Origin of the sequence: Tabrizicola piscis (assembly GCF_003940805.1) — a bacterium.
In the GTDB taxonomy this organism is placed as follows: domain Bacteria; phylum Pseudomonadota; class Alphaproteobacteria; order Rhodobacterales; family Rhodobacteraceae; genus Tabrizicola; species Tabrizicola piscis.
This window is the reverse complement of the sequence record NZ_CP034328.1, coordinates 710053-734922: the sequence shown is the minus strand read 5'-3', so window position 1 is coordinate 734922 and position 24870 is coordinate 710053. Positions and strand designations below refer to the sequence as shown.

At 64.1% G+C, this 24870-nt stretch carries 27 protein-coding genes; 20 read left to right on the top strand and 7 right to left on the bottom strand.

Features of this window, described 5'->3' with window-relative positions; all coding sequences use genetic code 11:
* The first annotated feature begins 2 nt into the window (after nt 1–2).
* The 15 genes from EI545_RS03485 to EI545_RS03415 all read left to right on the top strand — a co-directional run bounded on the left by EI545_RS03485 (nt 3) and on the right by EI545_RS03415 (nt 14669).
* Nucleotides 3–182: a hypothetical protein gene (locus EI545_RS03485; protein ID WP_125324182.1), complete on the top strand. Its 180-nt coding sequence runs from the start codon at nt 3–5 to the stop codon at nt 180–182.
* Nucleotides 175–2196: an NADH-quinone oxidoreductase subunit NuoG gene (gene nuoG / locus EI545_RS03480; protein WP_125324181.1), complete on the top strand. Its 2022-nt coding sequence runs from the start codon at nt 175–177 to the stop codon at nt 2194–2196. The genes EI545_RS03485 and nuoG overlap by 8 nt, the downstream gene beginning before the upstream one ends.
* A gap of 4 nt (nt 2197–2200) precedes the next feature.
* Nucleotides 2201–2605 carry a hypothetical protein gene (locus EI545_RS03475; protein ID WP_125324180.1) on the top strand — a complete coding sequence of 135 codons (405 nt, stop codon included), beginning with the start codon at nt 2201–2203 and terminating at the stop codon, nt 2603–2605.
* 14 nt (nt 2606–2619) lie between these two features.
* Nucleotides 2620–3657, top strand: coding sequence for an NADH-quinone oxidoreductase subunit NuoH (gene nuoH, locus EI545_RS03470; protein WP_125324179.1), 1038 nt, complete (start codon nt 2620–2622; stop codon nt 3655–3657).
* A gap of 2 nt (nt 3658–3659) precedes the next feature.
* Nucleotides 3660–4154, top strand: coding sequence for an NADH-quinone oxidoreductase subunit NuoI (gene nuoI, locus EI545_RS03465; RefSeq protein ID WP_125327222.1), 495 nt, complete (start codon nt 3660–3662; stop codon nt 4152–4154).
* Nucleotides 4155–4158: 4 nt separating this feature from the next.
* The gene (locus EI545_RS03460; RefSeq protein WP_125324178.1) at nt 4159–4581 is read left to right on the top strand and encodes a carboxymuconolactone decarboxylase family protein; all 423 of its coding nucleotides are present in this window, start codon (nt 4159–4161) and stop codon (nt 4579–4581) included.
* Nucleotides 4578–5192, top strand: coding sequence for an NADH-quinone oxidoreductase subunit J (locus EI545_RS03455; RefSeq protein ID WP_125324177.1), 615 nt, complete (start codon nt 4578–4580; stop codon nt 5190–5192). Before EI545_RS03460 ends, EI545_RS03455 begins: the two co-directional genes overlap by 4 nt.
* Nucleotides 5193–5195: 3 nt before the next feature.
* Nucleotides 5196–5735 (top strand): hypothetical protein, encoded by a 540-nt coding sequence (locus EI545_RS03450; RefSeq protein WP_125324176.1) that lies wholly within the window; start codon nt 5196–5198, stop codon nt 5733–5735.
* A 36-nt stretch (nt 5736–5771) separates the two neighbouring features.
* Nucleotides 5772–6077 carry an NADH-quinone oxidoreductase subunit NuoK gene (nuoK, locus tag EI545_RS03445; RefSeq protein WP_125324175.1) on the top strand — a complete coding sequence of 102 codons (306 nt, stop codon included), beginning with the start codon at nt 5772–5774 and terminating at the stop codon, nt 6075–6077.
* A 5-nt stretch (nt 6078–6082) separates the two neighbouring features.
* Complete coding sequence (gene nuoL / locus EI545_RS03440; protein ID WP_125324174.1) at nt 6083–8422, top strand: NADH-quinone oxidoreductase subunit L; 2340 nt, start codon at nt 6083–6085, stop codon at nt 8420–8422.
* Between the two features lie 12 nt (nt 8423–8434).
* Nucleotides 8435–9973 (top strand): NADH-quinone oxidoreductase subunit M, encoded by a 1539-nt coding sequence (locus EI545_RS03435; protein WP_125324173.1) that lies wholly within the window; start codon nt 8435–8437, stop codon nt 9971–9973.
* A 10-nt stretch (nt 9974–9983) separates the two neighbouring features.
* Nucleotides 9984–11420, top strand: a complete 1437-nt coding sequence (gene nuoN / locus EI545_RS03430) for an NADH-quinone oxidoreductase subunit NuoN (RefSeq protein ID WP_125324172.1) — start codon at nt 9984–9986, stop codon at nt 11418–11420.
* Nucleotides 11410–12159 (top strand): biotin--[acetyl-CoA-carboxylase] ligase, encoded by a 750-nt coding sequence (locus EI545_RS03425; protein WP_125324171.1) that lies wholly within the window; start codon nt 11410–11412, stop codon nt 12157–12159. The genes nuoN and EI545_RS03425 overlap by 11 nt, the downstream gene beginning before the upstream one ends.
* Before the next feature lie 63 nt (nt 12160–12222).
* Entirely contained in the window at nt 12223–12996 is a 774-nt protein-coding gene (locus tag EI545_RS03420; RefSeq protein WP_125324170.1) for a type III pantothenate kinase, read from the top strand.
* The gene (locus EI545_RS03415; protein WP_125324169.1) at nt 12993–14669 is read left to right on the top strand and encodes a ribonuclease J; all 1677 of its coding nucleotides are present in this window, start codon (nt 12993–12995) and stop codon (nt 14667–14669) included. Before EI545_RS03420 ends, EI545_RS03415 begins: the two co-directional genes overlap by 4 nt.
* A gap of 71 nt (nt 14670–14740) precedes the next feature.
* Here the strand turns inward: EI545_RS03415 and EI545_RS03410 are convergent, their stop codons facing one another.
* Nucleotides 14741–16387 carry a DEAD/DEAH box helicase gene (locus tag EI545_RS03410; protein ID WP_125324168.1) on the bottom strand — a complete coding sequence of 549 codons (1647 nt, stop codon included), beginning with the start codon at nt 16385–16387 and terminating at the stop codon, nt 14741–14743.
* A gap of 203 nt (nt 16388–16590) precedes the next feature.
* Here EI545_RS03410 and EI545_RS03405 point away from each other — a divergent pair, with 203 nt between their 5' ends.
* On the top strand, nt 16591–16992 hold the full coding sequence (locus tag EI545_RS03405; protein WP_125324167.1) for a hypothetical protein: 402 nt from the start codon (nt 16591–16593) through the stop codon (nt 16990–16992).
* A gap of 10 nt (nt 16993–17002) precedes the next feature.
* Here EI545_RS03405 and EI545_RS03400 read toward each other — a convergent pair whose 3' ends face one another.
* The 3 genes from EI545_RS03400 to EI545_RS03390 form a co-directional block, all read right to left on the bottom strand.
* Entirely contained in the window at nt 17003–17977 is a 975-nt protein-coding gene (locus EI545_RS03400; protein ID WP_125324166.1) for a hypothetical protein, read from the bottom strand.
* A 172-nt stretch (nt 17978–18149) separates the two neighbouring features.
* Nucleotides 18150–19745, bottom strand: coding sequence for a peptide chain release factor 3 (locus tag EI545_RS03395; protein ID WP_125327221.1), 1596 nt, complete (start codon nt 19743–19745; stop codon nt 18150–18152).
* An 80-nt stretch (nt 19746–19825) separates the two neighbouring features.
* The gene (locus EI545_RS03390) at nt 19826–20263 is read right to left on the bottom strand and encodes a hypothetical protein (protein WP_125324165.1); all 438 of its coding nucleotides are present in this window, start codon (nt 20261–20263) and stop codon (nt 19826–19828) included.
* A 146-nt stretch (nt 20264–20409) separates the two neighbouring features.
* Between EI545_RS03390 and EI545_RS03385 the strand changes: the two genes are divergently transcribed.
* The 3 genes from EI545_RS03385 (at nt 20410) to EI545_RS03375 (ending at nt 22943) form a co-directional block, all read left to right on the top strand.
* Entirely contained in the window at nt 20410–20775 is a 366-nt protein-coding gene (locus tag EI545_RS03385) for a nuclear transport factor 2 family protein (RefSeq protein ID WP_125324164.1), read from the top strand.
* Nucleotides 20776–20969: 194 nt separating this feature from the next.
* On the top strand, nt 20970–21746 hold the full coding sequence (locus tag EI545_RS03380) for an SDR family oxidoreductase (protein ID WP_125324163.1): 777 nt from the start codon (nt 20970–20972) through the stop codon (nt 21744–21746).
* A gap of 90 nt (nt 21747–21836) precedes the next feature.
* Nucleotides 21837–22943, top strand: coding sequence for an ABC transporter ATP-binding protein (locus EI545_RS03375; RefSeq protein WP_125324162.1), 1107 nt, complete (start codon nt 21837–21839; stop codon nt 22941–22943).
* Here EI545_RS03375 and EI545_RS03370 read toward each other — a convergent pair.
* The 3 genes from EI545_RS03370 to EI545_RS03360 all read right to left on the bottom strand — a co-directional run bounded on the left by EI545_RS03370 (nt 22896) and on the right by EI545_RS03360 (nt 24485).
* Complete coding sequence (locus EI545_RS03370) at nt 22896–23627, bottom strand: helix-turn-helix transcriptional regulator (RefSeq protein WP_125324161.1); 732 nt, start codon at nt 23625–23627, stop codon at nt 22896–22898. The genes EI545_RS03375 and EI545_RS03370 overlap by 48 nt on opposite strands.
* Nucleotides 23628–23658: 31 nt before the next feature.
* Complete coding sequence (locus tag EI545_RS03365) at nt 23659–24048, bottom strand: antibiotic biosynthesis monooxygenase family protein (RefSeq protein WP_125324160.1); 390 nt, start codon at nt 24046–24048, stop codon at nt 23659–23661.
* A gap of 74 nt (nt 24049–24122) precedes the next feature.
* A complete protein-coding gene (locus EI545_RS03360) occupies nt 24123–24485 on the bottom strand; it encodes a helix-turn-helix transcriptional regulator (RefSeq protein ID WP_125324159.1) in 363 nt (120 codons plus the stop codon).
* Nucleotides 24486–24656: 171 nt separating this feature from the next.
* On the opposite strand from EI545_RS03360, the gene EI545_RS03355 reads away from it, so the two are divergent.
* Nucleotides 24657–24869 (top strand): twin-arginine translocase TatA/TatE family subunit, encoded by a 213-nt coding sequence (locus tag EI545_RS03355; RefSeq protein ID WP_125324158.1) that lies wholly within the window; start codon nt 24657–24659, stop codon nt 24867–24869.
* Nucleotide 24870 lies beyond the last annotated feature (1 nt).

Genomic DNA, 24870 nt, shown 5'->3' with positions numbered 1-24870 from the left:
GCATGTGCTACGGCAATCTCGACCCGAAATACATGATGCGCGACATCGAAGCGCGTGTGAAACACCTGTCATATGAACAGGATACGATGAAACAGGCAGCCCCCGCGCGCCATGCCGGGGTGTTCGCCCGGCTGCGGCTTGCGCTTCGCGGGCTGCTGCGGAAGGACCGGGCCCATGTCTAACCTCAAGAAAATCAGCATCGACGGGATCGAGGTCGAAGTTGATGGCGCGATGACCATCATTCAGGCTGCGGAAGTGGCCGGGGTGGAAATCCCTCGCTTTTGCTACCACGAACGGCTGACCATCGCCGGGAACTGCCGGATGTGTCTGGTCGAGGTTGTTGGCGGCCCGCCAAAGCCCGCCGCAAGCTGCGCGATGCAGGTCAAGGACCTCCGCCCCGGCCCGAACGGTGAGGCTCCGGTCGTCAAGACCAAGTCGCCCATGGTCAAGAAGGCCCGCGAAGGGGTGATGGAGTTTCTGCTGATCAACCACCCGCTCGACTGCCCGATCTGCGATCAGGGCGGCGAATGTGACCTGCAGGATCAGGCCATGGCCTACGGCGTGGACTTCAGCCGCTTCCGCGAACCGAAGCGCGCGACCGAAGACCTGAACCTTGGCCCCTTGGTCGCCACCACGATGACCCGCTGCATCAGCTGCACCCGTTGCGTGCGCTTCACCACCGAAGTCGCCGGGATCACCCAGATGGGCCAGACCGGGCGCGGAGAAGACAGTGAAATTACCAGCTATCTGAACATGACGCTGGATTCGAACCTGCAGGGCAACATCATCGACCTGTGCCCTGTTGGCGCGCTGACGTCGAAGCCCTACGCCTTCACCGCCCGCCCGTGGGAACTGACCAAGACCGAAACCATCGACGTGATGGACGCGCTTGGGTCCAACATTCGTGTTGATGCCAAGGGCCGCGAAGTCATGCGCATCCTGCCGCGCAACCATGACGGAGTGAATGAGGAATGGATCAGCGACAAGACCCGCTTTGTCTGGGATGGCCTGCGCCGCCAGCGGCTTGACACGCCCTATGTCCGTGAAAATGGCAAACTGCGCAAAGCGGGCTGGGCCGAAGCGCTGACCAAGGCCGCCGCCGCCATGAAGGGCAAGAAGATTGCCGCACTGGTGGGTGATCTTGCCCCGGTTGAGGCGGTCTATTCCCTGAAAACCCTGGTTGAAGGCCTTGGCGGCCATGTCGAATGCCGGACCGACGGCGCAAAGCTGCCCGCTGGCAACCGCAGTGGCTATGTCGGCACGGCGACAATCGAAGATATCGACAGTGCCAAGATGATCCAGCTGATCGGCACCAACCCGCGGGTTGAAGCGCCCGTCCTGAACGCCCGCATCCGCAAGGCCTGGGCCAATGGCGCGGTGATCGGGCTCGTGGGTGAGGCGGTTGATCTGACCTATGACTACGCCCATGTCGGCACCGACCGCGCGACCCTGGAAAAGCTGTCCTCGCAAACGATCAGCGACGAAACGAAGGCCAAGCCGACACTGGTGATCGTCGGCCAAGGTGCCATCAACGAAGCGGATGGCGCGGCTGTGCTGGCCCATGCCATGAAGCTGGCCGAAAACTCGAACTCCAAACTCCTGATCCTGCACACCGCCGCCAGCCGTGTGGGTGCGATGGACGTGGGCGCTGTGACCGAGGGCGGCCTTGCAGCGGCCACCGACGGGGCCGAGGTGATCTACAACCTTGGTGCCGACGAGGTCGACATCGCGGCAGGGCCCTTCGTCATCTATCAGGGCAGCCACGGCGACCGGGGCGCCTCGCGCGCCGACATCATCCTGCCGGGTGCCGCGTGGACGGAAGAAAACGGCCTGTTCGTCAACACCGAAGGCCGCCCGCAACTGGCCCTTCGTGCTGGCTTTGCGCCGGGCGAGGCCAAGGAAAACTGGGCCATCCTGCGCGCCTTGTCGGCGGAACTGGACGCGACCCTGCCATGGGACAGCCTTGCAGGGCTGCGGTCGGCGCTTGTGAAAGCACATCCGCATCTGGGCCGGGTGGATGAGGTTGCACCGAACCCGCCAAGCCCGTTGGAGATGAAGCCGCTGGGCAAGGCTGATTTCCGTAATGCGATCAAGGACTTCTACCTGACCAATCCCATCGCCCGCGCGTCATCCGTCATGGGCGAACTCTCCGCGATGGCCAAGGGTCGGGCGGCACAGCCCCTTGCGGCGGAGTAGCCTGATGCACCACCCGCTGACCCTCTTGGCAACACTTGGCACCGCGACAGTGGCGCTCGGGGGTTGCGCGCCGGCGGGAGAGGTGACAGACGGTCGCGGCCAGCCGGTCTATGAGGGGGTTTCGACCATCCTGCTTGACGAGGGCCTTGTCAGTCTGACCGTCGCGATGCGCGGCACGAAGGACAGGGGTGATGTCGAAGCCTACGGTCGCTGTGCTGCAGCGCAGTATGCGCTTGATGAAGGGTATGGGTTCGCGCGTCAGGTGCGGACCATCGTGAAGAAGGATGGTCAGACATGGGTCGGAGATGCGGTCTATCTTCTTTCGACCAGCCTGCCCGAGGGCTTGCACACGATCGACACCGAACAGGCGGTGACAGACTGTGCGACGCTTGGAATACCGACGGTTTGAAGTGAGGGGCTGAGATGGACGGGTTTCTTTCCACGGGGTTCGGAACGGTCGTGCTGATTGCGGCACAGGCCCTTCTGATCGTGGCCTTCGTGATGATCAGCCTGCTGTTCCTGGTCTACGGTGACCGCAAGGTCTGGGCCGCCGTCCAGATGCGCCGGGGGCCAAACGTGGTTGGCCCCTTCGGCCTGCTGCAATCGGTGGCCGACGCTCTGAAATATGTGGTCAAGGAAATCGTCATCCCGGCTGGCGTTGACCGCCCGGTGTTTTTCCTTGCCCCGATGCTGTCCTTCGTGCTGGCGATCCTTGCCTGGGCCGTGATCCCCTTCGACAGCGGCTGGGTGCTGGCTAACATCAACGTCGCACTGCTGTTCGTCTTTGCCGTCTCCTCGCTTGAGGTGTACGGCGTGATCATGGGCGGTTGGGCCTCGAACTCGAAATACGCCTTCCTTGGGTCCCTCCGGTCTGCCGCGCAGATGATCAGCTACGAAGTGTCGCTGGGCCTGATCATCATCGGCGTCATCATCTCGACCGGGGCGATGAACTTCTCGGCTATCGTGGCGGCACAAGACGGCGACTGGGGCCTGTTCAACTGGTACTGGCTGCCGCATTTCCCGATGGTCTTCCTGTTCTTCATCAGCGCCCTCGCCGAAACCAACCGCCCGCCCTTCGACCTTCCGGAAGCGGAATCCGAACTCGTCGCCGGGTTCATGGTGGAATACTCGTCCACCCCCTACCTTCTGTTCATGGCTGGCGAATACATCGCCATCTTCCTGATGTGCGCGCTGATGTCGCTGCTGTTCTTCGGCGGCTGGCTGTCACCGATCCCCGGCCTGCCCGACGGCTGGTGGTGGATGGTCGCCAAGATGTGGCTGTTCTTCTTCATGTTCGCCATGGTGAAGGCCATCGTGCCCCGCTACCGCTATGACCAGCTGATGCGGATCGGCTGGAAAGTGTTCCTGCCGCTGTCCCTTGGCTGGGTCGTGCTGGTGGCGTTCCTTGCAAAGTTTGAAGTGCTGGGTGGGTTCTGGGCCCGCTGGGCGATTGGAGGCTGATGATGTCCAACATCGACTGGAACCGCGCGACCCGCTATTTCCTGCTGATGGATTTCATCAAGGGCTTCGGCCTTGGCATGAAATACTTCTTCGCGCCGAAAACCACGCTGAACTACCCGCATGAGAAGGGCCCGCTGTCGCCCCGCTTCCGCGGCGAACACGCGCTGCGCCGCTACCCGAACGGTGAGGAACGCTGCATCGCCTGCAAGCTCTGCGAAGCCGTCTGCCCGGCCCAAGCCATCACCATTGACGCCGAACCGCGTGAGGACGGCAGCCGCCGCACCACGCGCTACGACATCGACATGACCAAATGCATCTACTGCGGCTTCTGCCAGGAGGCGTGCCCGGTCGATGCCATCGTCGAAGGCCCGAACTTCGAATTCGCGACCGAGACGCGGGAAGAGCTGTTCTACACCAAGGAAAAGCTTCTGGAAAACGGCGACCGCTGGGAAGCCGAGATTGCCCGCAACCTTGAAATCGACGCGCCCTACAGGTGACCCCATGACCGACGATTTCGCCAAGATGTTTGCCGCGATGATGGAGCAGGGCCAGAAGATGGCCCAGGCCTTCGCTCCGGCCATGGAAAACGTTGACGTCAAGGCGTTTGAAAAGCTGTTCCCGGCGATGCCGAAGGAACTTCTGGAAATGTGGTTCGGCAAGACCTTCAACCCCGAAGGCCTTGATGCGCGCACCCGCTTTCTGGTGACCATCGCCGCCCAGACCGTGCTTGGCCCCTTGGGTGAACCGCAGCTGCGCATCACCATCAAGAACGCCCTTGCCGCCGGCGCCACGAAACGCGAAGTGGCCGAGGTGATCTGGCAGATGTCGATGTTTGCCGGTGTGCCGTCGATGCAAAAGGCGCTGGAAATCGCGCAAGGCGTCTTCGCCGAAACCGCCGATACCAACGGGGAGAAAGACGCATGACCGCAGCCGAATTTGCCTTCTACGTCTTTGCAGTCGTCACTGTGACCGCGGGCCTGATGGTCACCATCAGCCGCAACCCGGTGCATTCGGTGCTGTGGCTGATCCTCACCTTCCTGTCCACCTCTGGCCTCTTCGTGCTTCTGGGCGCTGAATTCGTGGCCATGCTCCTCATCATCGTCTACGTCGGCGCCGTGGCGGTGCTGTTCCTCTTCGTCGTCATGATGCTGGACATCGACTTTGCCGCGCTGAAGGGCGAACTGGCCCGCTACATGCCCTTGGGCCTCTTGATCGGGGTCATCCTGCTGATGCAGATCGCCATCGGTGTCGGCGTCTGGCAAGTCTCGCCCGAGGCTGAGGCGCTGCGTCAGGCCGTCGCCCCGGCGGCGGATCAGGTGGAAAACACCCGCGCCATCGGGCTTTTGCTTTATGACCGCTACTTCCTTCTGTTCCAGCTGTCCGGCCTGATCCTGCTGGTTGCGATGATCGGGGCGATCCTGCTGACCCTGCGGCACCGTAAGGACATCAAGCGCCAGAACGTGCTGCAGCAGATGTGGCGCGATCCGGCCAAGGCGATGGAACTCAAGGACGTCAAACCGGGGCAGGGGCTGTAACGCATGCGCAGCTTTCTGGCCATCGCAGTTCTGGTGACGGGGGGGCAGGCCCTTGCGCTGACACCTCCGCCGCCCTGCGAAGGCAGCGAGTCCGGGATGCAAATCTATGGCCTGCAGGTGCTCGATCCCGATACCGGCGCGAGTGGCGTCACGGTCGAGAGTTATCAGGTTTCCATGAAGCCCGATTCCTCGCCCGAAGGGGTGTATCGGCAAGTGCCGCCACCGGTTGATGCGCTGGACGGGTTCTTTGGCGTTCGGGTGACCCACTGCCCCAGCGGGACCTTTCACGCCATCAACACGGGACAAGGACCTGAAACGGTGGCCGCGTCCCTTGCCGCGACCGAATTCCTGCGTGACCGGGTCAAGGACGGCAAGCTGGTCGGCCGGGGTGATCTGGCGTCGGCGGTCCGCGCGGTCTATGGCAAACAGATCACCTTGCGCGAAACCGAAGAGACCTGCGGGTGCAGCGTCGCCTTCCCCGATCTGAAGCCCAAGGGCATGACGCCTTACGCGCAGCGCACGGACACGACGACGAATTACTGAAATACGGGCAAGCGAAGACCCGGAGGGAACGAGACAATGGTGGGACTTGAACATTACCTGACGGTGGCTGCGGCCCTTTTCGTCATCGGGATCTTCGGGATCTTCCTCAACCGGAAGAACGTGATCGTCATCCTGATGTCGGTCGAGCTGATGCTTCTGGCAGTGAACATCAACCTTGTCGCCTTCTCCTCCTTCTCCGGTGATCTGGTCGGGCAGGTCTTCACCATGTTCGTCCTGACCGTCGCCGCGGCCGAGGCTGCGATCGGCCTTGCCATCCTCGTCGTGTTCTTCCGCAACCGCGGCACGATCGACGTGGAAGACGTGAACGTGATGAAAGGCTGACCCAGATGGCAACGATCATCCTTTTTGCGCCGCTGATCGGCGCGCTGATCTGCGGGTTCGGCTGGCGTCTGATCGGCGAAAAGGCCGGGCAGGTCATCACCACATCGCTGATCTTCCTTGCCGCCGCATTGTCCTGGTGGATCTTCCTGACCTTTGACGGCGAAACCCAGCGGATTGTCCTGATGCGCTGGATCGAATCCGGCACTCTGGGCAGCGAATGGGCCATCCGTCTGGACCGGCTGACCGCGATCATGCTGGTCGTCGTGAACTCGGTCTCGGCCTTGGTGCACCTCTACAGCTTTGGCTACATGGCGCATGACGACAACTGGCATGAGGGTGAGCATTACAAGGCCCGCTTCTTCGCCTACCTGTCCTTCTTCACCTTCGCCATGCTGATGCTGGTGACGGCCGACAACCTTGTGCAGATGTTCTTCGGCTGGGAAGGGGTGGGCGTCGCCTCCTACCTCCTCATCGGGTTCTACTACCGCAAACCCACCGCCAACGCCGCCGCGATCAAGGCCTTCGTGGTCAACCGCGTCGGTGACTTCGGCTTTGCCCTTGGCATCTTCGCGCTTTACTTCCTGACCGACAGCATCCGGTTTGACGATGTCTTCGCCGCCGCGCCAGCGCTTGCGGAAACCAACCTCAGCTTCCTTTGGGCGGATTGGAACGCGGCCAACCTGATCGCGGTCCTCCTCTTCATCGGGGCGATGGGCAAATCGGCGCAGCTGTTCCTGCACACCTGGCTGCCCGACGCGATGGAGGGTCCGACCCCGGTCTCCGCCCTCATCCACGCCGCGACCATGGTCACCGCCGGGGTGTTCCTCGTCTGCCGCATGTCCCCCGTGATGGAATACGCGCCCGAGGCGATGGCCTTCGTCACCTTCCTGGGTGCCACCACCGCCTTTGTGGCCGCAACCATTGGCCTTGTGCAGAACGACATCAAGCGCGTCATCGCCTATTCCACAATGTCCCAGCTTGGCTACATGTTCGTGGCCGCAGGCGTCGGCGTCTATTCGGTCGCAATGTTCCACCTGTTCACCCACGCCTTCTTCAAGGCCATGCTGTTCCTTGGCGCGGGAAGCGTGATCCACGCCACCCACCACGAACAGGACATGCGCAACTACGGCGGCCTGCGTAAGAAGATCCCCTATACCTTCTGGGCGATGATGATCGGCACGCTGGCCATCACCGGCGTCGGCATCCCGCTGACCCACTACGGCTTCGCCGGGTTCCTGTCGAAGGACGCCGTGATCGAAAGCGCCTGGGTTGGCTCGTCCTACGCCTTCTGGATGCTGGTCATCGCCGCCTGCATGACCAGCTTTTACAGCTGGCGGCTGATGTTCATGACCTTCTTCGGCGAAAACCGCGCGCATCTGGTGGCGCATGGCCATGACGATCACCACGGCGCCGTGCATGACACGCATGGCCATGATGACCACCACGAACCCCACGAAAGCCCGATGGTCATGCTGATCCCGCTGGGCATCCTGGCCCTCGGCGCGGTCTTTTCGGGCATGCTGTGGTACAAGGTCTTCTTCGGCGAAGAAACCGCGGTCCGTGCGTGGTTCGGCATGGAAACCGCAGCCCACGGCGAAGCGCATGGTGACGATCAGGCAACCGAAGCGGCCGCCGCCGAAGGCGAAGCCGCCCCGGCCGAAGCCCACAGCGACACCGCCGCAACCGAGGCCGCTCCGGCCGAGGCCCCCAGCGGCACCGCCACACCTGAGGCCACAACTGAGGCCGCCCCGGCCGAAGCCCACAGTGACACCGCCGCAACCGAAGCCGCCCCGGCCGAAGCCCATGCCACCGGCGTTGTGCCGCAGGGGGCGCTCGTGATGCTGCCCTTCACGGCGGATGAACAGGCGCTTGTTGATGACCGGCTTGATGCGGCCAAGGTCGAAAAGGCCGAACACGCGCCCACGACCATGATCAACGCAGCCCATCTGGTGCCGAACTGGGTCAAGGTCTCGCCCTTCGTCGCCATGCTGATCGGCTTTGGTCTGGCCTGGCTGTTCTACATCAAGAACCCCAGCCTGCCCGGCCGTCTGGCCGCGCAGCAGCGCCCGCTGTACCTGTTCCTTCTGAACAAATGGTACTTTGACGAACTTTATGACGTCATCTTCGTCCGCCCCGCCAAATGGCTCGGCAACTTCTTCTGGAAGAAGGGTGATGGCGCCGTGATCGACGGATCGCTCAACGGGGTGGCGATGGGGATCATCCCGTTCTTCACCCGTCTCGCCGGCCGCGCGCAGTCCGGCTATCTGTTTCACTACGCCTTCGCCATGGTGCTGGGGATCGTGATCCTGGTCACCTGGATGACGCTCTTCGGCGGCGCGAAGTAAGGGGCGCGCAGCATGGAAAACCAGCTTCTCTCGATCATCACCTTCCTGCCGCTGGTCGCGGCGATCATCCTTGCGCTGTTCATGCGCGGCGATGATGCGGCGGCGCGTCAGGGGGCGAAGTGGCTTGCCCTCTTCACCACCAGCGCGACATTCGTGATCTCGCTTTTCGTCCTGTTCCGGTTTGACCCGTCGAACACCGGCTTCCAGTTCGTCGAGGAACGGACCTGGATCATGGGCCTGACCTACAAGATGGGCGTCGATGGCATCTCGATCCTGTTCGTGATGCTGACAACCTTCCTGATGCCGATCACGATCTATTCCTGCTGGACCGTGGAAACCCGGGTCAAGGAATACATGATCGCGTTTCTGGTGCTGGAAACGCTGATGCTGGGCGTGTTCTGCGCGCTGGATCTGGTGCTGTTCTACCTGTTCTTCGAGGCTGGGCTGATCCCGATGTTCCTGATCATCGGCATCTGGGGCGGCAAGGAACGCATCTATGCCGCCTTCAAGTTCTTCCTCTACACCTTCCTCGGGTCGGTCCTAATGCTGGTCGCGATGATCGCGATGTATTTTGACGCGGGCACTACCGACATCGCCGACCTTCTGGTGCATGACTTCGGGTCCGAGACGTTCAGCCTCCTTGGCTTCCACGTCGTCGGCGGCTTGCAGACGATGCTGTTCCTCGCCTTCTTCGCCAGCTTTGCGGTGAAGATGCCGATGTGGCCGGTTCACACCTGGTTGCCCGATGCCCACGTTCAGGCCCCCACCGCCGGGTCCGTCGTGCTGGCCGCGATCCTCTTGAAGATGGGCGGCTACGGCTTCCTGCGGTTCTCGCTCCCGATGTTCCCGGTGGGGTCTGATGTCATGGCCCCGCTGGTGCTGTGGATGTCGGCCATCGCCATCGTCTACACCTCGCTGGTGGCGCTGGCGCAGACCGACATGAAAAAGCTCATCGCCTATTCCTCCGTCGCCCACATGGGTTACGTCACCATGGGCATATTCGCTGCCAACCAGCAGGGCATTGACGGCGCGATTTTCCAGATGATCAGCCACGGCTTCATCTCTGGCGCGCTCTTCCTCTGCGTCGGCGTGATCTATGACCGCATGCACACGCGTGAGATTGAGGCTTACGGCGGCCTTGTGAACCGGATGCCCGCCTATGCGCTGGTGTTCATGTTCTTCACCATGGCCAACGTGGGCTTGCCGGGCACCAGCGGTTTTGTCGGTGAATTCCTGACGCTGATGGGCATCTTCCAGGTCAACACCTGGGTTGCCGCCGTGGCCACGTCGGGCGTGATCCTGTCGGCTGGCTATGCGCTTTGGCTTTATCGTCGGGTCGTGTTCGGTGACCTCATCAAAGAGGCGCTGAAATCCATCACCGACATGGACCGGCGCGAAAAGGTGGTCTTCGCCCCCCTGATCGCCATGACCCTGATCCTGGGCGTCTATCCCAGCCTGGTGACCGATATCATCGGGCCGTCGGTGACCGCCCTTGTTTCCGACTACAATGCCGCCTTGCCCGCCGATGGCGCGCAAGCGGCCCTCCACTGAGGTTGCGCCGATGACGTCCGCCGATTTCCAGACCCTCCTGCCCGAGATCCTGCTGTCAGGCTATGCCATGGCCGCGCTCATGTTCGGGGTCTACACCACCAAGGACAAGATGGCCGTGCCGCTGGTCTGGGCGACGGCGGGCCTGTTCGTGGCGCTGGCACTTTACATCGGCGTCGGCGGCGCGGGTGAGCGTCTGGTTTTCAACGGCCTGTTCGTCGACGACCCCTTCGCCCGCTTTGCCAAGGTGACCATCCTCCTCTCCGCCGCCGCCGTCCTGGTGATGAGCCAGGATTACATGACCCGGCGCGACCTCTTGCGCTTCGAATACCCGATCCTCATCGCGCTGGCCGTGGTGGGGATGATGGTCATGGTCTCGGCCGCCGACCTGATGACGCTGTACATGGGCCTCGAACTGCAATCGCTGTCGCTCTACGTCGTCGCCAGCTTGCGCCGTGACAGCGCGAAATCGTCCGAAGCGGGCCTGAAATACTTCGTCCTCGGCGCGCTTTCCTCTGGCCTCCTGCTCTATGGCGCGTCGCTGGTCTACGGCTACGCCGGCACCACGCAATTCGCCGGGATCCTCTCAACCGTGCAGGACGGCGTGCCCTTGGGGCTGCTGTTTGGTCTGGTGTTCATGCTGGCGGGCCTTGCCTTCAAGGTCAGCGCGGCACCCTTCCACATGTGGACGCCCGACGTCTACGAAGGCTCACCCACCCCCGTCACCGCCTTCTTCGCCACCGCGCCCAAAGTCGCCGCCATGGCCCTGATCGCCCGGTTGGTGCAGGACGCGTTCGGCGGCGTCCCCGGCCAATGGGGCCAAGTCCTTGCAGGCCTTGCCGTCGCCTCCATGGCCCTAGGTGCCGTTGCCGCCATCGGCCAGAAGGACATCAAGCGCCTGATGGCTTACAGCTCCATCGCCCATATGGGCTATGCGCTGATCGGCGTCGCGGTCGGCACCGCCTATGGCATCCAGGCCACGCTGATCTACATGGCGATCTACGTCACGATGAACGTCGGCACCTTCGCCTTCATCCTGTCGCTGGAGCGGAACGGCCGCCCGGTGTCCGACATCGCCAGCCTGAACCAGTTCGCCAAGGGTGAGCCGCTGAAGGCCCTTGCCATGCTGGTCCTCCTCTTCTCCCTCGCCGGCGTGCCGCCCATGCTCGGCTTCTTCGGCAAGTTCTACGTCCTGAAAGCCGCGGTTGACGCGGGCATGGTCTGGCTCGCCCTCGTCGGCGCGGTCGCCTCTGTGATCGGCGCCTTCTACTACCTGCGCCTCGTCTACTTCATGTACTTCGGGGCCGAGCAGGAACCGGCCGAAAGCCGTATGGCCCCGGTCCAGTGGGTGATGTTGATGGCCGTCGCCGTGATCATGCTGGTCGGTGTGATCAACCTCTTCGGAATCGAGCCTGCCGCCGCAACAGCGGCCGAAGCGCTTGTCCGCTAAGGCACATGGGGCAGGGCGCATTGCCCTGCCCGAAATCGACAGCACCAATGCCGAAGGCTTCCGCCGCGCGGCCTCGCTGCCCGGCCCCACCTGGATCATCGCAGGCTTTCAGACCGCAGGCCGCGGCCGCCGCGCCCGGCCATGGACCAGCCCGCCCGGCAATTTCCACGCCACGCTTGTCCTGCAACCGAAGGAACCCGCCGAACAGGTCGCCCTCCGCTCCTTCGCCGCCGCCCTCGCGCTGCGCGATGCCTGCGTCGCCCTCACCGGCCTGCCCGACAGCTTCACCCTGAAATGGCCGAACGATGTGCTGCTGAACGGCGGCAAACTCGCCGGGATCCTCCTGGAAAGCGCCGGGCTTGGCACCCCGACCCCCGTCCTCTGCATCGGCATCGGCGTCAACCTGATCGCCGCCCCGGATGCCAGCCTCGTGGAACCCGGCGCCGTCCCCCCGGTGTCCCTGCTGCACGAAACCGGCCACCGCATCACGCCCGAGGCTTTCCTCGACGCCCTCGCCCCCGCCTATGCCGCATGGGAGGCTGCGTTTCAAACCGCAGGCTTCGCGCCCCTGCGCACCGCCTGGCTGGCCCACGCCGCCCGTTTGGGAGAGCCGATCCGCGCCCGCACCGGGACCGAAACCCGCGATGGCATCTTCGAAACCGTTGACGCGAGCGGCAACCTGATCCTGCGCACCCATGCGGGAAGCCTTGCCATCCCTGCCGCCGAGGTGTTCTTTTGACCCGACCCGGGCATGATTTTTCGCCGAAAAATCGTGCATCGCAGACCACATAACGGGGTGCCCATGCTACTCGCCATCGACTGCGGCAATACCAACACCGTCTTTTCCATCTGGGACGGGACCCGCTTCCTCGCCACATGGCGCATCGCGACTGACCATACCCGCACGGCAGATGAATATTTCGTCTGGCTGTCTTCGCTGATGGCAATGACCAAGACCGATGCCACCGTGACCGAGGCGATCATCTCCTCCACCGTGCCGCGCGTCGTCTTCAACCTGCGCGTCCTGTGCAACCGCTATTTCGACTGCCGGCCGCTGGTGGTGGGCAAGCCCGACTGCCGCCTTCCCGTCGCCCCCCGGGTAGACCTTGGCACGACGGTGGGGCCGGACCGGCTGGTGAACACCGTCGCCGGGCATGACCGGCATGGCGGCGATCTCATCATCGTTGATTTCGGCACCGCCACCACCTTCGACGTGGTCGACGATGACGGTGCCTATGTCGGCGGGGTCATCGCGCCCGGTGTCAACCTGTCGCTTGAGGCGCTGCATAACGCCGCCGCCGCCTTGCCGCATATCGACGTGGCGAAGCCTGACAAGGTGATCGGCACGAATACGGTGGCCTGCATGCAGTCGGGCGTGTATTGGGGCTATGTCGGGCTGGTCGAAGGCATCGTGCGCGAAGTGCGCCGCGAACGTGACCGCCCCATGAAAGTTGTCGCGACCGGGGGGCTTGCCTCCCTGTTCGCCCAGGGAACCGCACTATTTCATTCCATCGAGGATGACCTGACGATGCATGGCCTCGTCCTGATCAACGACTACAACAAGGAAACCGCATGACTGTGAACCGCCTGATCTACCTTCCCCTCGGCGGCGCCGGAGAGATCGGCATGAACGCCTACGTCTACGGCTACGGCCCGGCAGGCAAGGAGCGGCTGATCCTGGTCGATCTTGGCGTGACCTTCCCCGATATGGATACCTCGCCCGGGGTAGACCTGATCCTGCCCGATGTGAGCTGGCTTGAGGCGCGGGTCGACCGGCTGGAAGCGATCTTCATCACCCACGCGCATGAAGACCACATCGGGGCCATCGGCCGCCTTTGGCCCAAGCTGCAGAAAAAGATCTACTGCCGCCGCTTCACCGCGATCATCGGTCGGCTGAAGTTTGACGAGGCGGGTCTGCCGGTTGACCAGATCGTCACCGTCGAACCGCGCCCGGCGACCATCGAAGCGGGACCGTTCAAGGTGCAGTTTGTGCCCGTGTCGCATTCCATCCCCGAAAGCTCGGCCTTGGTGATCGACACCCCGGCTGGCCGGATCTTCCACACGGCAGACTTCAAGATCGACCATAATCCCGTCGTGGGTGAAGGCTGGGATGACGCCCGCATCAACGAGATTGTCGCCGAACGCCCGGTGAAGGCCATGATGTGCGACAGCACGAATGTGTTTTCCAACCACGAAGGCCGGTCGGAAAGCACCCTTGGCCCGGCGCTGACCGAGCTGATCAAGGGCGCGGGCGGCATGGTGGTCGCCACCACCTTCGGCTCGAACGTCGCGCGCCTGAAGACCTTGGCCGAAGCCGCGCGTGCTGCAGACCGGTCAATCTGCGTGCTGGGTCGCGCGATGAAGAAGATGATCGCGGCGGCGGATGAGGCGGGCGTGCTGTCCGGCTTTCCCCGCACGATCACCCCGGAAGAGGCGCTGGAAGTGCCGCGCAAGAACCTCATGCTGCTGGCAACCGGCAGCCAGGGCGAACGCCGCGCCGCATCGGCCCAGTTGAGCCGGGGCAAGTATCTGGGAATCCAGATGAAAGAGGGGGATACGTTCCTCTTCTCCTCCAAGACCATCCCCGGCAACGAACGCGAAGTTCTGCGCGTCTGGAACGCCTATTCGGAAATGGGCGTCAACGTCATCGACGATGCGGGCGGCAAGTACCACGTCTCGGGCCACGCCAACCGCCCGGATCTGGAACATGTCCACCGTCTCGTCCTGCCCGACATGCTAATCCCGATGCACGGCGAACACCGGCACTTGCGCGAACACGCACGCATCGCGACTGAAGCCGGGATCGCGGCGGTGGTCGCCACCAACGGCATGATGATCGACCTGACCGGCGACGTGCCGGAAGTGGCCGAATATATCGAGACCGGCCGCGTCTACCTCGACGGCACGGCCCTTGTCGGCGCGATGGATGGCGTGATCCGCGACCGCATCCGCATGGCGCTGAACGGCCATGCACTGGTCACCGTGATCCTGGACGAAAACGATCAGCCGATGGGCGAACCCTGGGTGGAGCTTTCGGGCCTTGCCGCCAATGGCCGCGGCGACCGTCCGCTGGTCGAAACGATCGAGACCGATTTGGGTGAGTTCATCGATCGCGCGGGCAAGAAGCTGCTAAAGGACGACACCAAGCTTGAGGACGAGATCCGCAAGGTCCTCCGTCAGGTCGCAATGGAAGAAATCGGCAAGAAACCGGAAGTCACCGTGGTCATCAGCCGCCTGATCGCAGACTGACCATTCCCCCGGACTGCAAAAAAGGCCCCGACACTGTCGGGGCCTTTTGTCTGTGGTTCAACAGGCCAGCGTCAGGTGCCGGTCGCGGGTTCTTCAACCTCATCGCTCGCGCTGACCTTGATCGCAAAGCTGCGCAGGATGAAATCCGGCACATGGTCGCCCATGCCGACAACGGCAGGCCCAAGGTCACGGTCACGGCGATAATCCCGACGTTCCTCGCGCGGGGCATCCCGTGGGGCGTCCCGCCGATCTTCGCGCGGCTCGCGCCGGTCATTGCGCGCATCACGCCGACCCTCTGACCGCTCGGGCCGTGTTTCGGGCCGAGATTCTGGGCGCGGTTCGGACCGAGCCTCCGCACGCGGCTCCTTGCGGTCTTCCCGGGCCACTTCCACGGCGGCTTCGGGTTTGGCCACCTGAACCACCGGTTCCATCGCCGCCACTTCGTCATGCGGCTTCGGGGCACGGTCGCGGTCGCGGCCGCGTGGCCCACGATCCCGCTCACGGCCACCCCGGCCGCCACGCTCTTCCCGCGGCTTTTCCGGTCCGCCCTCGGACATGTCGGGGGCATAGCCTTCCGGCAGCACCCCGCGCGGAATTTCCATCTTCACCAGGCTTTCAATCGCCGCCAGATACTTCACATCCCCCGGAACCGCGATCGTATAGGCCTTGCCCAACCGCCCCGCGCGGCCCGTGCGGCCGATGCGGTGAACGTAGTCTTCGGGATGCGACGGCACGTCAAAGTTGAACACGTGGCTGACCGCCGGGATGTCCAGACCCCGCGCCGCCACGTCCGACGCGACCAGAAGGTGCAACGTCCCGTCGCGGAAGGCGTCCAGCGTCTTCATCCGCTGCGACTGTTCCAGATCACCATGGATCGGGGCTGCGTTAAAACCATGCTGCTTCAACGACTTGGCCACCACATCCACATCCATCTTGCGGTTGCAGAAGATGATCGCGTTGGTGCAAGCCTCCCCCTCGGCCCGGATCAGGGCGCGCAGGACTGACCGTTTCTCGGCAAAGCTGCGGTCCTTGCGGGCGGGCTTCACCTCGATCAGCGCCTGCGTGATCGTCAGCGAGGCAGTGGCCTGACGTGCCACCTCGATCTTCGCCGGATTGGTCAGGAAGGTGTTGGTGATCCGCTCGATCTCCGGCGCCATCGTGGCGCTGTAGAACATCGTCTGGCGGGTGAAGGGGGTCAGCTGGAAGATGCGTTCGATATCGGGGATGAACCCCATGTCCAGCATCCGGTCGGCCTCATCCACCACCATGATCTGCACGCCGGTCAGCAGCAGCTTGCCGCGTTCGAAATGGTCCAGCAACCGGCCCGGCGTGGCGATCAGCACGTCAACGCCCCGGTCGATCAGCTTGTCCTGTTCCCCGAACGAAACCCCACCGATTAACAGCGCCTTGGTCAGCTTGGTGTGCTTGGCATATGTCTCGAAATTCTCGGCCACCTGGGCGGCCAGTTCGCGCGTTGGTGCAAGCACCAGCGACCGCGGCATCCGCGCCCGGGCCCGGCCCTGACCCAGAAGGGTGATCATCGGCAGCACGAAGCTTGCCGTCTTGCCGGTGCCGGTCTGGGCGATCCCAAGCACATCGCGGCCCTGCAGGGCGTGCGGAATGGCCTGTTCCTGAATCGGAGTGGGGGTCTCATAGCCGGCTTCGGATACGGCTTGCAGTACGCGCGGGTCCAGCGCGAGGTCAGAAAATTTGGTCATAAGCGTCCTATGGATGCGGTATCGGACCGCATGGATTGTGGGACGCTAGTTTCCGGGCGCCCCGGCGTCTCGGCCCCAATGGCCGCGCCTCGCGCATAAAGGAAAAGCGGCAGGCGGTCAAGGCGGCCACATCCCGCTTGGGGAAATGCGCTGACTGGTTTACAATCATCGGCATTTAAAGAAGTCGTTTCCAAAGGTGACATATGAAGAACGCTGCATTCCTGGCAGGGGTTTTCCTGCTATGGCCTCATGCCCTGCTGGCCGATCACATTCCCTGCATCGAAAAGGACTGCCGTCAGGTTTTCCACCTGTCCTCGGTGTCAGACGCGCAAAGCTACGGCGTCTTGCTTGCCGCTCCGGAAGAAGGCTGCACCCGGGTCCGTTTTCGCGTGGAAACGCTGGCACGGGTGTTTCTGGGCCATACCCCGGCCCTTGCCCCGGGAGAGTTGTCGATTGTCCGCATCGGGCAGGGCTTTGCCGCAGGCGAAACCATCCTGACGATCACCGCCGAAGGCTGCTCTACGCCACCCGCTGTCGTCCGTCGTGTGACGCTGGCCAAACGGTCGCCCGATCACGGTGCCCGCGCGGCGGCCTATCGGTCGTAGCCGCAGGGTCTCAGTCTTGGGGCGTCTCGTCGGGTTCGGCGCCCGGCTCTGACGCGTCGCTGGCGGAGTCCATCCGGTCCATGTGTTTGGCCGCGCGCATCAGCCCGATCCGGCGGAACAGGTTGCGCGGGTCCTCGTTCAGGCGCTGCAGCAGATGGCAGGCAAGGGCGCCTGCCACCGGCTCATCCTTGGCCTCGTGCCACAGTTGCGCCAGCAGGTTCACGTCCAGCCCACCCCCCAGCAGGGAAAACTGCGGCATACCCAGTGGCAGCTTCTTGCGCCCGATCCGCCGTGACGGAAAGGCAGTCTCGGGCCGGGTGCCGGAATGAAACCTTTCGAATTCGTAAAGTTTCATCAGCGAAAACAGCACGTTCATTGAAAGCCCGATCCGGCGCTGCGCTTCGGTCTCGCCATGATCGCCAAAGGTGATGATCGACGAAATCAGCCAGCGCGCCGGCAATTCCTGCATCAGGGCCGGTCCAGCCTCGGTCCAGATGCGGCGAAACAGCTGCGGCGCCTCGCGCGGAAAGCGGCGCTTGCGCAGATGCGCGATCAGGATGGCGTTCAAGGCTGCCAGTTCCGGCTTGCCCACCAGTTCCGCCCGGATCGCCTGCAGCTTCTGGCCGTGCAGCGATTGACTGCCCTCGGGCACAGGCTCGTCGGCCCGAATGCGCGCGTCCAGCAAAGGCTGCAGCGGCACGTCCAGGGGGGGTAGCCCCTCACCCGGGCCAAAAGCCATGCGCTTGCGCCGGGCCATCCACAGCGCGATCAGGCTGTCCGGTGCATCGGCATAGGTGACGGTCGGGCCGTCGTCGTCGTCGTCCATTGTATCGCCAAACGGGTCGTCGCCCGGCGATGTTGCGCTGGGGGAGGTCTCCAACAAGGGGGCTTCGGCAGGCGGTGCTTCAGGTTGCGGCGCGTCCGCTTCGGGCGCGCCTGCAAGGTCCGGCTTGGGGGCTGAAAACGGATCGGGCGGTGAGGTCATGGCCATCTCCGGGGTCGTGCTCTGCCGCCAGCTTTGCCGCCAGTTTCCGCCTTCAGACTAGGGATCGTGCGCCGCCGGGTCAAGGCCGGCACATGGTTGCCAGATCGTGAACGGCCCTGCGCAAGCCATTGAATTCACTCGCAAGCCCGGCCTGTCCCGGCACGGGACAGGGTCAGACCATCATCTCTTTGGTGGCCGTCAGCTTCACACCCGGATAGTCCCGCACCACCCGGTCGATGTCCCACTGCAAGCGGGTCAGGAACACAAGGTCCCCATCGCTGTCATGCGCGATATGGCCCTTGTTGACGTTGACCAGCTTCTCCACCTCGGCCTTGTCGCCGGAAATCCAGCGGGCAGAGGTGAAGTTCGACCCCTCGAACCGGACAGGCAGCGAATATTCCTGCTCGATCCGGCTGGCCAGCACATCAAACTGCAAGGCCCCCACCACGCCAACGATATAGCCCGACCCGATCATCGGCTTGAAGACCTTGGCAGCGCCTTCCTCGGCGAACTGGGTCAGGGCCTTCTCCAGATGCTTGGCCTTCATCGGGTCCATCGCCCGCACCGTCTGAAGAAGCTCCGGCGCAAAGCTGGGGATGCCGGTGAACCGCAGGTTCTCCCCCTCGGTCAACGCGTCGCCAATCCGCAACTGCCCGTGGTTCGGAATGCCGATGATATCGCCGGCCCAGGCCTCCTCGGCCAGTTCGCGGTCGGCAGCAAGGAAGAGGACGGGGCTCGCCACCGTCATCGGCTTCTTGGTCCGCACATGGTGCAGCTTCATGCCGCGTTCGAAATGCCCGCTGGCAAGGCGGACAAAGGCCACCCGGTCGCGGTGCTTGGGGTCCATGTTGGCCTGCACCTTGAAGACAAATCCGGTCACGGGCGTTTCGCTGGCATCAATCTGCCGTTCCGCCGCCGTCTGCGGCTGGGGCTCCGGCCCGTATTCGCCGATGCCGTCCATCAGTTCCTTCACCCCGAAGGAATTGATCGCCGAGCCAAACCAGATCGGCGTCATGGAGCCGTTCAGGAAGGCCGCCCGGTCAAAGGCGGGCAGCAGTTCCCGAGCCATCTCCAACTCGTCATGGAACTTCTGCAGAAGGTTTGCCGGGATATGCTCGGCCAGCTTCGGGTCATCCACACCGCTGATCTTGATGGATTCCGCCACCTTGTTCCGGTCGGCGCGGTCCATGATCTCCAGCCGGTCATGCAGCAGGTCGTAGGCCCCCACAAACTCACGCCCCACACCGATGGGCCAGCTTGCGGGCGTCACATCGATGGCGAGGTTTTCCTGAATCTCGTCGATGATCTCGAACACATCACGGGATTCGCGGTCCATCTTGTTGCAAAAGGTCAGGATCGGCAGGTCGCGCAACCGGCAGACCTCGAACAGCTTGCGGGTCTGGCTTTCAACGCCCTTGGCCCCGTCGATCACCATGATCGCGGCATCCACCGCCGTCAGCGTGCGATAGGTGTCTTCGGAAAAATCCGAGTGGCCGGGGGTGTCGACCAGATTGAAACGGTACTGGCGGAAGTCGAAGGACATTGCCGAGGCGCTGACGGAAATCCCGCGCTCCTGCTCCAGCTTCATGAAGTCGGACCGGGTCCGCCGCGCATCGCCCTTGGCGCGGACTTGGCCGGCCATCTGGATCGCGCCACCGAACAGCAGGAATTTTTCGGTCAGCGTCGTTTTCCCGGCGTCGGGATGCGAGATGATCGCAAAGGTCCGGCGGCGGGCGATTTCAGGCGGAAGGGGGGCGCGGTTCGACATAGGGGCGACATAGCTTGCCCCCCCGGCTTTCGCAAGGATGTGGCCCGCAAGGATGCTGGCCCCAAGGATGCGGACTGATATCAGCGCAGCGGCATGCGGATGACTTCGACCCCGGTCGGGCAACATCTGGCGTCGCTGGGCAGGTAGGTCGAAAGTGTAAAGGCCAAGACCTCGCCATCCAGCCGAACCGCCGTGACCGCGCCGCCGTTCAACTGGATCGGGAACATGCCGGCAAAGCCGCCTTCAGCCCCGATGAAGATCCAGTGCCAGAAGTCATAGCCGTTCCCGCCGTCGTAGCCGACCACGGCCTGAACGATCTGGTCGGGGGTCGTGTCGCCCACCACATCGGCTTGCCACCGGGAAATGCTGTCGATGAAGCGGCCCTCCGGCACTTGGCCGGAGATATTTGCCATGACGGCATCGTAAAGCGGCGCCTCGTCGGGCAGGGGGGCAAGCTCTTGCGCGGCAAGTGGTGCGGTCAGGCAGGCAAGGAAAGCTGCGGACAGGAAGGACTTCACATGACACCCCTTGCGCGCTGTGCGGAACGCAATAACGCCCCGTTATCAAAGCCTAGGGGGAAAGATGCCGGGCTTCAACGATTCCGGTTGAGCGCGGCGACCCTGCGCGGCAGTATGAGAACATTGATGGAACATTGGAGGATGCCATGACCTTTCTCGAAATTGCGAATGAACTCGTCGCCGGTTGCCGCGAAGATCGCGCCCGGCAGAATCTGGACCGGCTTTATGCCGCGGACGCCGTATCGGTTGAGGCGGCGGATATGGGTGGCGGGCGCGAAACGGTGGGGCTTGCGGGCATCCACGGCAAGCACGACTGGTGGGAGGGGGCCTTCATCACCCATGGCCTGACGGTCGAAGGGCCGTTCGTGCATGGGGATGACCGCTTTGCCGTGATCTTCGGCATGGACACCGAAGACCGCGCCACTGGTGTTCGGACACAGGGCCGCGAAGTCGCGGTCTATCATGTGAAGAACGGCAAGATCGTGCGCGAGGAGTTCTTCTACTCCAGCTGATCCGCCTCTTCCCACGGGTTTCGAATCGCGCGCGTTCCGCGCAGGCTTCTTGTCTTGCCTCTGGCGCGCGAAGACGCGCGCCAACCGGCGCGGGCGGCCTCCGGCGGGAGTATTTGGAAAAGAGCAATCCGCAGGCCGGGCTTGCCCCTGCCTGCGGCGCTGGTAGGCTTGGCCATCAAGCAAGGAGCAGGCGCATGGATCTGGGCATCAGGGGGAAGCGGGCACTGGTATGTGCGTCGTCAAAGGGGTTGGGTCGCGGCTGTGCCGAAGCCCTGGCCGAAGCCGGCGTCGATCTGGTGCTGAACGCGCGCGGGGTCGAGGCGCTGGAGGCGACGGCGGCGGCGATCCGCGCGCGGTACCAGGTCGACGTCGTGACCGTTGCCGGTGACATCACCAGCGAAGCGGGCCGGGCAGCTGTTCTGGACAAGGGGCCATTCGACATTCTGGTCACCAATGCGGGCGGGCCACCCCCGGGCCTGTGGTCGGATTGGGGGCGTGAGGATTTCATCAAGGCGCTGGACGCCAACATGCTGACGCCGATCGCCTTGATGCAGGCGGTCCTGCCGGGGATGATGGCCAAAGGCTGGGGCAGGGTGGTCAACATCACCAGTGTGTCGGTCAAGGCACCCGTGGCGGTGCTTGGGCTGTCGAATTCCGCCAGGGCCGGGCTGACCGGCTTTGTCGCAGGCACGGCGCGGCAGGTGGCGGGCAAGGGGGTGACGATCAACAACCTGCTGCCCGGCATCCATGCCACCGACCGGGCGATTGCGCTGGATGGCGCCGTGGTCAAGGCGCGCGGCATCAGCATGGAGGAGGCGATTTCCGAACGCTCCGCCACCATTCCCGCCGGTCGCTATGGCACCGCGGCCGAGTTCGGGGCAGCCTGCGCCTTCCTGTGTTCCCAGCATGCCGGTTTCATCGTCGGGCAGAACGTGCTGCTGGACGGGGGGGCTACGAACACAACGCTGTAACCTAGACGGTGTGGCAGGTTGGCTGGCAAGCGTGCTTGCCCGGACAAGGCGGCGCTGTTAGGGAAAGCCTGAGCAAATCAGTTGAGTTTCATGCCTGCCAACCCGCCTGACAGCCTGCCCTTCAACCCGGTCCCTCGTCTGGACGTATCGCATCTGACCCGCGCTTTTGGCGGGCGGCCGGTGGTTGAGGATGTGTCGCTGGCCGTGGCGCCGGGGCAGGTGACCTGTCTGCTTGGCCCCTCGGGCTGCGGGAAATCGACCACGCTGCGGATGATCGCCGGGGTGGAGCGTGCCGATGCCGGGACCGTGCAGATCGACGGGCGGCTGGTTGAGGGGCCGGGGGTGCATCTGCCGCCCGAACAGCGGTCGGTCGGGCTGATGTTTCAGGACTTTGCCCTGTTTCCGCACCTGACGGTGGCCGAGAATGTGGGTTTCGGGCTGCGGGTTGACCGGGCTGAAAAGGCGCGGCGGGTCGGGGAACTGCTGGAGAAGGTGGATCTTTCCGGCTTTGGCCCCAAGCATCCGCATCAGCTTTCGGGGGGCGAACAGCAGCGTGTGGCACTGGCCCGGGCCTTGGCGCCAAAGCCCCGGGTGATGCTGATGGACGAGCCGTTTTCCGGGCTCGACAACCGTTTGCGGGACGGCATCCGCGACCGGACGCTGGAGCTGTTGAAAGAGGAGGGGGCGGGGGTCCTTCTGGTCACGCATGAGCCGGATGAGGCGATGCGGATGGCCGATGAGATTGCCCTGATGCGCGCGGGCCGGATCGTGCAGCGGGGCGCGCCCTATAACGTCTACAATGCGCCGGTCGACAAGGCGGCGGCGGCTTTCTTCAGCGATGTCAATGTGATCCGGGGTGTGTCAAGGGGCGCGCTGACGGAAACGCCGTTTGGCGCCTTCCTGACGCCGGGCCATGCCGATGGCGGCGAGGTGGAGATCGTGATCCGTCCGCAGCATCTGCGGATCGACTTTGACCGGGGCGGACGCGGCCCGAACCCCACGCCCGAGGAAGGCGTGCCAGCGCGTGGCACGGTGCTGCGCAGCCGGTATCTTGGGCGCGAAAGCCTTGTGGATTTCGCGATGGACTTTGAAGGGGCAAAGCTGACGGCATCCGTCCCCGGCGTGTTCCTGCCAAAGCCCGGCACGGTGCTATGGCTGATGATCCGCCGCGATCGCTGTTTCGTCTTCGGGGTCTAGCGGGCGGGTCTGGCTTGCGGTCAGCGCGCGCCAGCCGGCAAGGTCACGGCCCGGCTCATCGTGAAACGTCTGGCCGGTCGGCAGGACGGTCTCCATCCGGTCGACCCGGAAGCTGCGGAAATCGCCCCGCGTCTCGCACCAGCTGGCAAGGGTCCAGACCCGGCCCCAGAATTCCAGCACCAGCGGGCGGACGATGCGCTGCGAGACCGCGCCCTCGGCGCTGCGGTAGGTGATCAGCATCCGCTCCCGCAGCCGGATGGCCCGGCGCAGGCCGGGCAGGTGGCGGGCGGCGGCCATGGCCTCGGCCCCCGGAAAGACCCAGGTCTCGCTGCCACGGTCCACGCCCAGCCGGTCTGGCACCACCGCCGCGATCTTGCCGCGCAGGGACGCCGCCGCCCCGGCCAGCGACGGGTCGGCCCCTTCGGTGACCAGCTGCAGGCCAAGGGTCAGGGCCTGCGCCTCATCCGGTGTCAGGGTCAGCGGGGGCAGGGTGATCGGCTCCCGCAGGGCATAGCCCACACCGCGCTCGCCCTCGACCGGCAGGCCCGAGGCGACAAGCGTCGCCATGTCCCGCCAGATCGTGCGGACCGAGACTTCAAGCGTTTCCGCCATGGCGCGGGCGGTGTGCAGCCGCCCGTCGCGCAGGATCTGGATCAGGTCGAACAGGCGGTCGGTGCGGCGCATGGCGGCAGGGTGCCGGGGGCGTGGCTTGCGGTCAATCCATCCGCCACAGGACCGGCGCGTGCTGCATGGTGACGCTCGGGCCATCGATCAGCGCCATGAAGGGGGCAAAGGCGGGGTCCGCCATCATCGCCTCGGCAGCGGCCATCGCTTCGGTCATCGAGGCCCAGAGGACGTGGTCCGTCCAGAGGCCATCCGCCGCGCGGGTCAGGGTCCGGCCCTGAAACCCGGGCTGCGTCCGCAGCGGGTCAGCCGTGCCCTGCGCCGCGGCAAGGAAGGCGGTGTCGGTTGCCCCGGCGACAAGGCGGAAGGTCACGATCTCCATCACCGGTCCTGTCATCGGACCCGTGGCAGCGGTATCGGCGCGGGCGGCGTCGGCGGGGGCAAGGCAGATCAGCAGGCTGAAGGCAGGCAAAAGGCGCATCGTCATCTCCATCGGTTGCGATGGGGCCGTCATGACAGGGGCCAACTGACAACACCCTGTCAGCAATGATCGGGTCAGTCGTCTTTCGGGTCAGGGTCGATCCCGGTTTGCGGCAGAAGGGTCGCCACCTTGTACAGCAGGCTGCGCGCCGCGCGGGCGCGGGGGTTTCCGTCCTGACCGACATGGCGCAGCCCCTCGACCAGCGCCTCAAGTTCCTCCGGCGTCAGCATCGTGGGCGGCAGCATCAGCGGCGCGCGCAGGATATAGCCAAGCCCCCGTTCGCCCGACACCGGGATGCCGGTCGCCGCCAGCATCTCCATGTCGCGCCAGATCGTGCGGGTCGATACGCCAAGCGCGCGGGCCAGTTCGGCTGCCGTATGCAGCCGCCCGTCGCGCAGGGATTGGACGATATCGTAAAGCCGCGCGTCGCGTTTCATGGGGCACCGGGTCCGCAGGTTTGGCTCTATTGCCCACCCAACTGACAAAATACTGTCAGTAGAATGTGGAACGCAAGCTGCTTGGCCCTTGGAAACAGGCCCGGCGAGGTCGTATCTGGGGGCAGTCGCTTAAACCGCCCCGGGATCGGGGCCGTGAAATGGAGAACTTCCATGTTCAACAATATCGGACTTCCCGGCCTTCTGCTGATCGCCGTCGTGCTTCTGGTCCTGTTTGGCCGGGGCAAGGTGTCTTCGCTCATGGGCGAAGTCGGCAAGGGCATCACCGCCTTCAAGAAGGGCGTCAACGATGGCACTGCCGAGCTTGACGCCGCCAAGGCCGAAGACGCCAAGGACGTGACCCCCGCCGAGAAAGACAAGGTCTGAG

Bases quoted from the DNA above. Each gene is read 5' to 3' on its own strand.
- EI545_RS03395 (WP_125327221.1), bottom strand. From the start codon at position 19,745: ATGTCGAACCGCGCCCCCCTTCCGCCTGAAATCGCCCGCCGCCGGACC.
- EI545_RS03460 (WP_125324178.1), top strand. From the start codon at position 4,159: ATGACCGACGATTTCGCCAAGATGTTTGCCGCGATGATGGAGCAGGGC.
- EI545_RS03385 (WP_125324164.1), top strand. From the start codon at position 20,410: ATGACCTTTCTCGAAATTGCGAATGAACTCGTCGCCGGTTGCCGCGAA.
- EI545_RS03365 (WP_125324160.1), bottom strand. From the start codon at position 24,048: ATGCGCCTTTTGCCTGCCTTCAGCCTGCTGATCTGCCTTGCCCCCGCC.
- EI545_RS03400 (WP_125324166.1), bottom strand. From the start codon at position 17,977: ATGACCTCACCGCCCGATCCGTTTTCAGCCCCCAAGCCGGACCTTGCA.
- nuoG (WP_125324181.1), top strand. From the start codon at position 175: ATGTCTAACCTCAAGAAAATCAGCATCGACGGGATCGAGGTCGAAGTT.
- EI545_RS03405 (WP_125324167.1), top strand. From the start codon at position 16,591: ATGAAGAACGCTGCATTCCTGGCAGGGGTTTTCCTGCTATGGCCTCAT.
- nuoN (WP_125324172.1), top strand. From the start codon at position 9,984: ATGACGTCCGCCGATTTCCAGACCCTCCTGCCCGAGATCCTGCTGTCA.
- EI545_RS03380 (WP_125324163.1), top strand. From the start codon at position 20,970: ATGGATCTGGGCATCAGGGGGAAGCGGGCACTGGTATGTGCGTCGTCA.
- nuoK (WP_125324175.1), top strand. From the start codon at position 5,772: ATGGTGGGACTTGAACATTACCTGACGGTGGCTGCGGCCCTTTTCGTC.
- EI545_RS03415 (WP_125324169.1), top strand. From the start codon at position 12,993: ATGACTGTGAACCGCCTGATCTACCTTCCCCTCGGCGGCGCCGGAGAG.
- EI545_RS03355 (WP_125324158.1), top strand. From the start codon at position 24,657: ATGTTCAACAATATCGGACTTCCCGGCCTTCTGCTGATCGCCGTCGTG.
- nuoH (WP_125324179.1), top strand. From the start codon at position 2,620: ATGGACGGGTTTCTTTCCACGGGGTTCGGAACGGTCGTGCTGATTGCG.
- EI545_RS03360 (WP_125324159.1), bottom strand. From the start codon at position 24,485: ATGAAACGCGACGCGCGGCTTTACGATATCGTCCAATCCCTGCGCGAC.
- EI545_RS03450 (WP_125324176.1), top strand. From the start codon at position 5,196: ATGCGCAGCTTTCTGGCCATCGCAGTTCTGGTGACGGGGGGGCAGGCC.
- EI545_RS03420 (WP_125324170.1), top strand. From the start codon at position 12,223: ATGCTACTCGCCATCGACTGCGGCAATACCAACACCGTCTTTTCCATC.
- EI545_RS03455 (WP_125324177.1), top strand. From the start codon at position 4,578: ATGACCGCAGCCGAATTTGCCTTCTACGTCTTTGCAGTCGTCACTGTG.
- EI545_RS03410 (WP_125324168.1), bottom strand. From the start codon at position 16,387: ATGACCAAATTTTCTGACCTCGCGCTGGACCCGCGCGTACTGCAAGCC.
- nuoI (WP_125327222.1), top strand. From the start codon at position 3,660: ATGTCCAACATCGACTGGAACCGCGCGACCCGCTATTTCCTGCTGATG.
- EI545_RS03485 (WP_125324182.1), top strand. From the start codon at position 3: ATGTGCTACGGCAATCTCGACCCGAAATACATGATGCGCGACATCGAA.
- EI545_RS03375 (WP_125324162.1), top strand. From the start codon at position 21,837: ATGCCTGCCAACCCGCCTGACAGCCTGCCCTTCAACCCGGTCCCTCGT.
- nuoL (WP_125324174.1), top strand. From the start codon at position 6,083: ATGGCAACGATCATCCTTTTTGCGCCGCTGATCGGCGCGCTGATCTGC.
- EI545_RS03475 (WP_125324180.1), top strand. From the start codon at position 2,201: ATGCACCACCCGCTGACCCTCTTGGCAACACTTGGCACCGCGACAGTG.
- EI545_RS03370 (WP_125324161.1), bottom strand. From the start codon at position 23,627: ATGCGCCGCACCGACCGCCTGTTCGACCTGATCCAGATCCTGCGCGAC.
- EI545_RS03435 (WP_125324173.1), top strand. From the start codon at position 8,435: ATGGAAAACCAGCTTCTCTCGATCATCACCTTCCTGCCGCTGGTCGCG.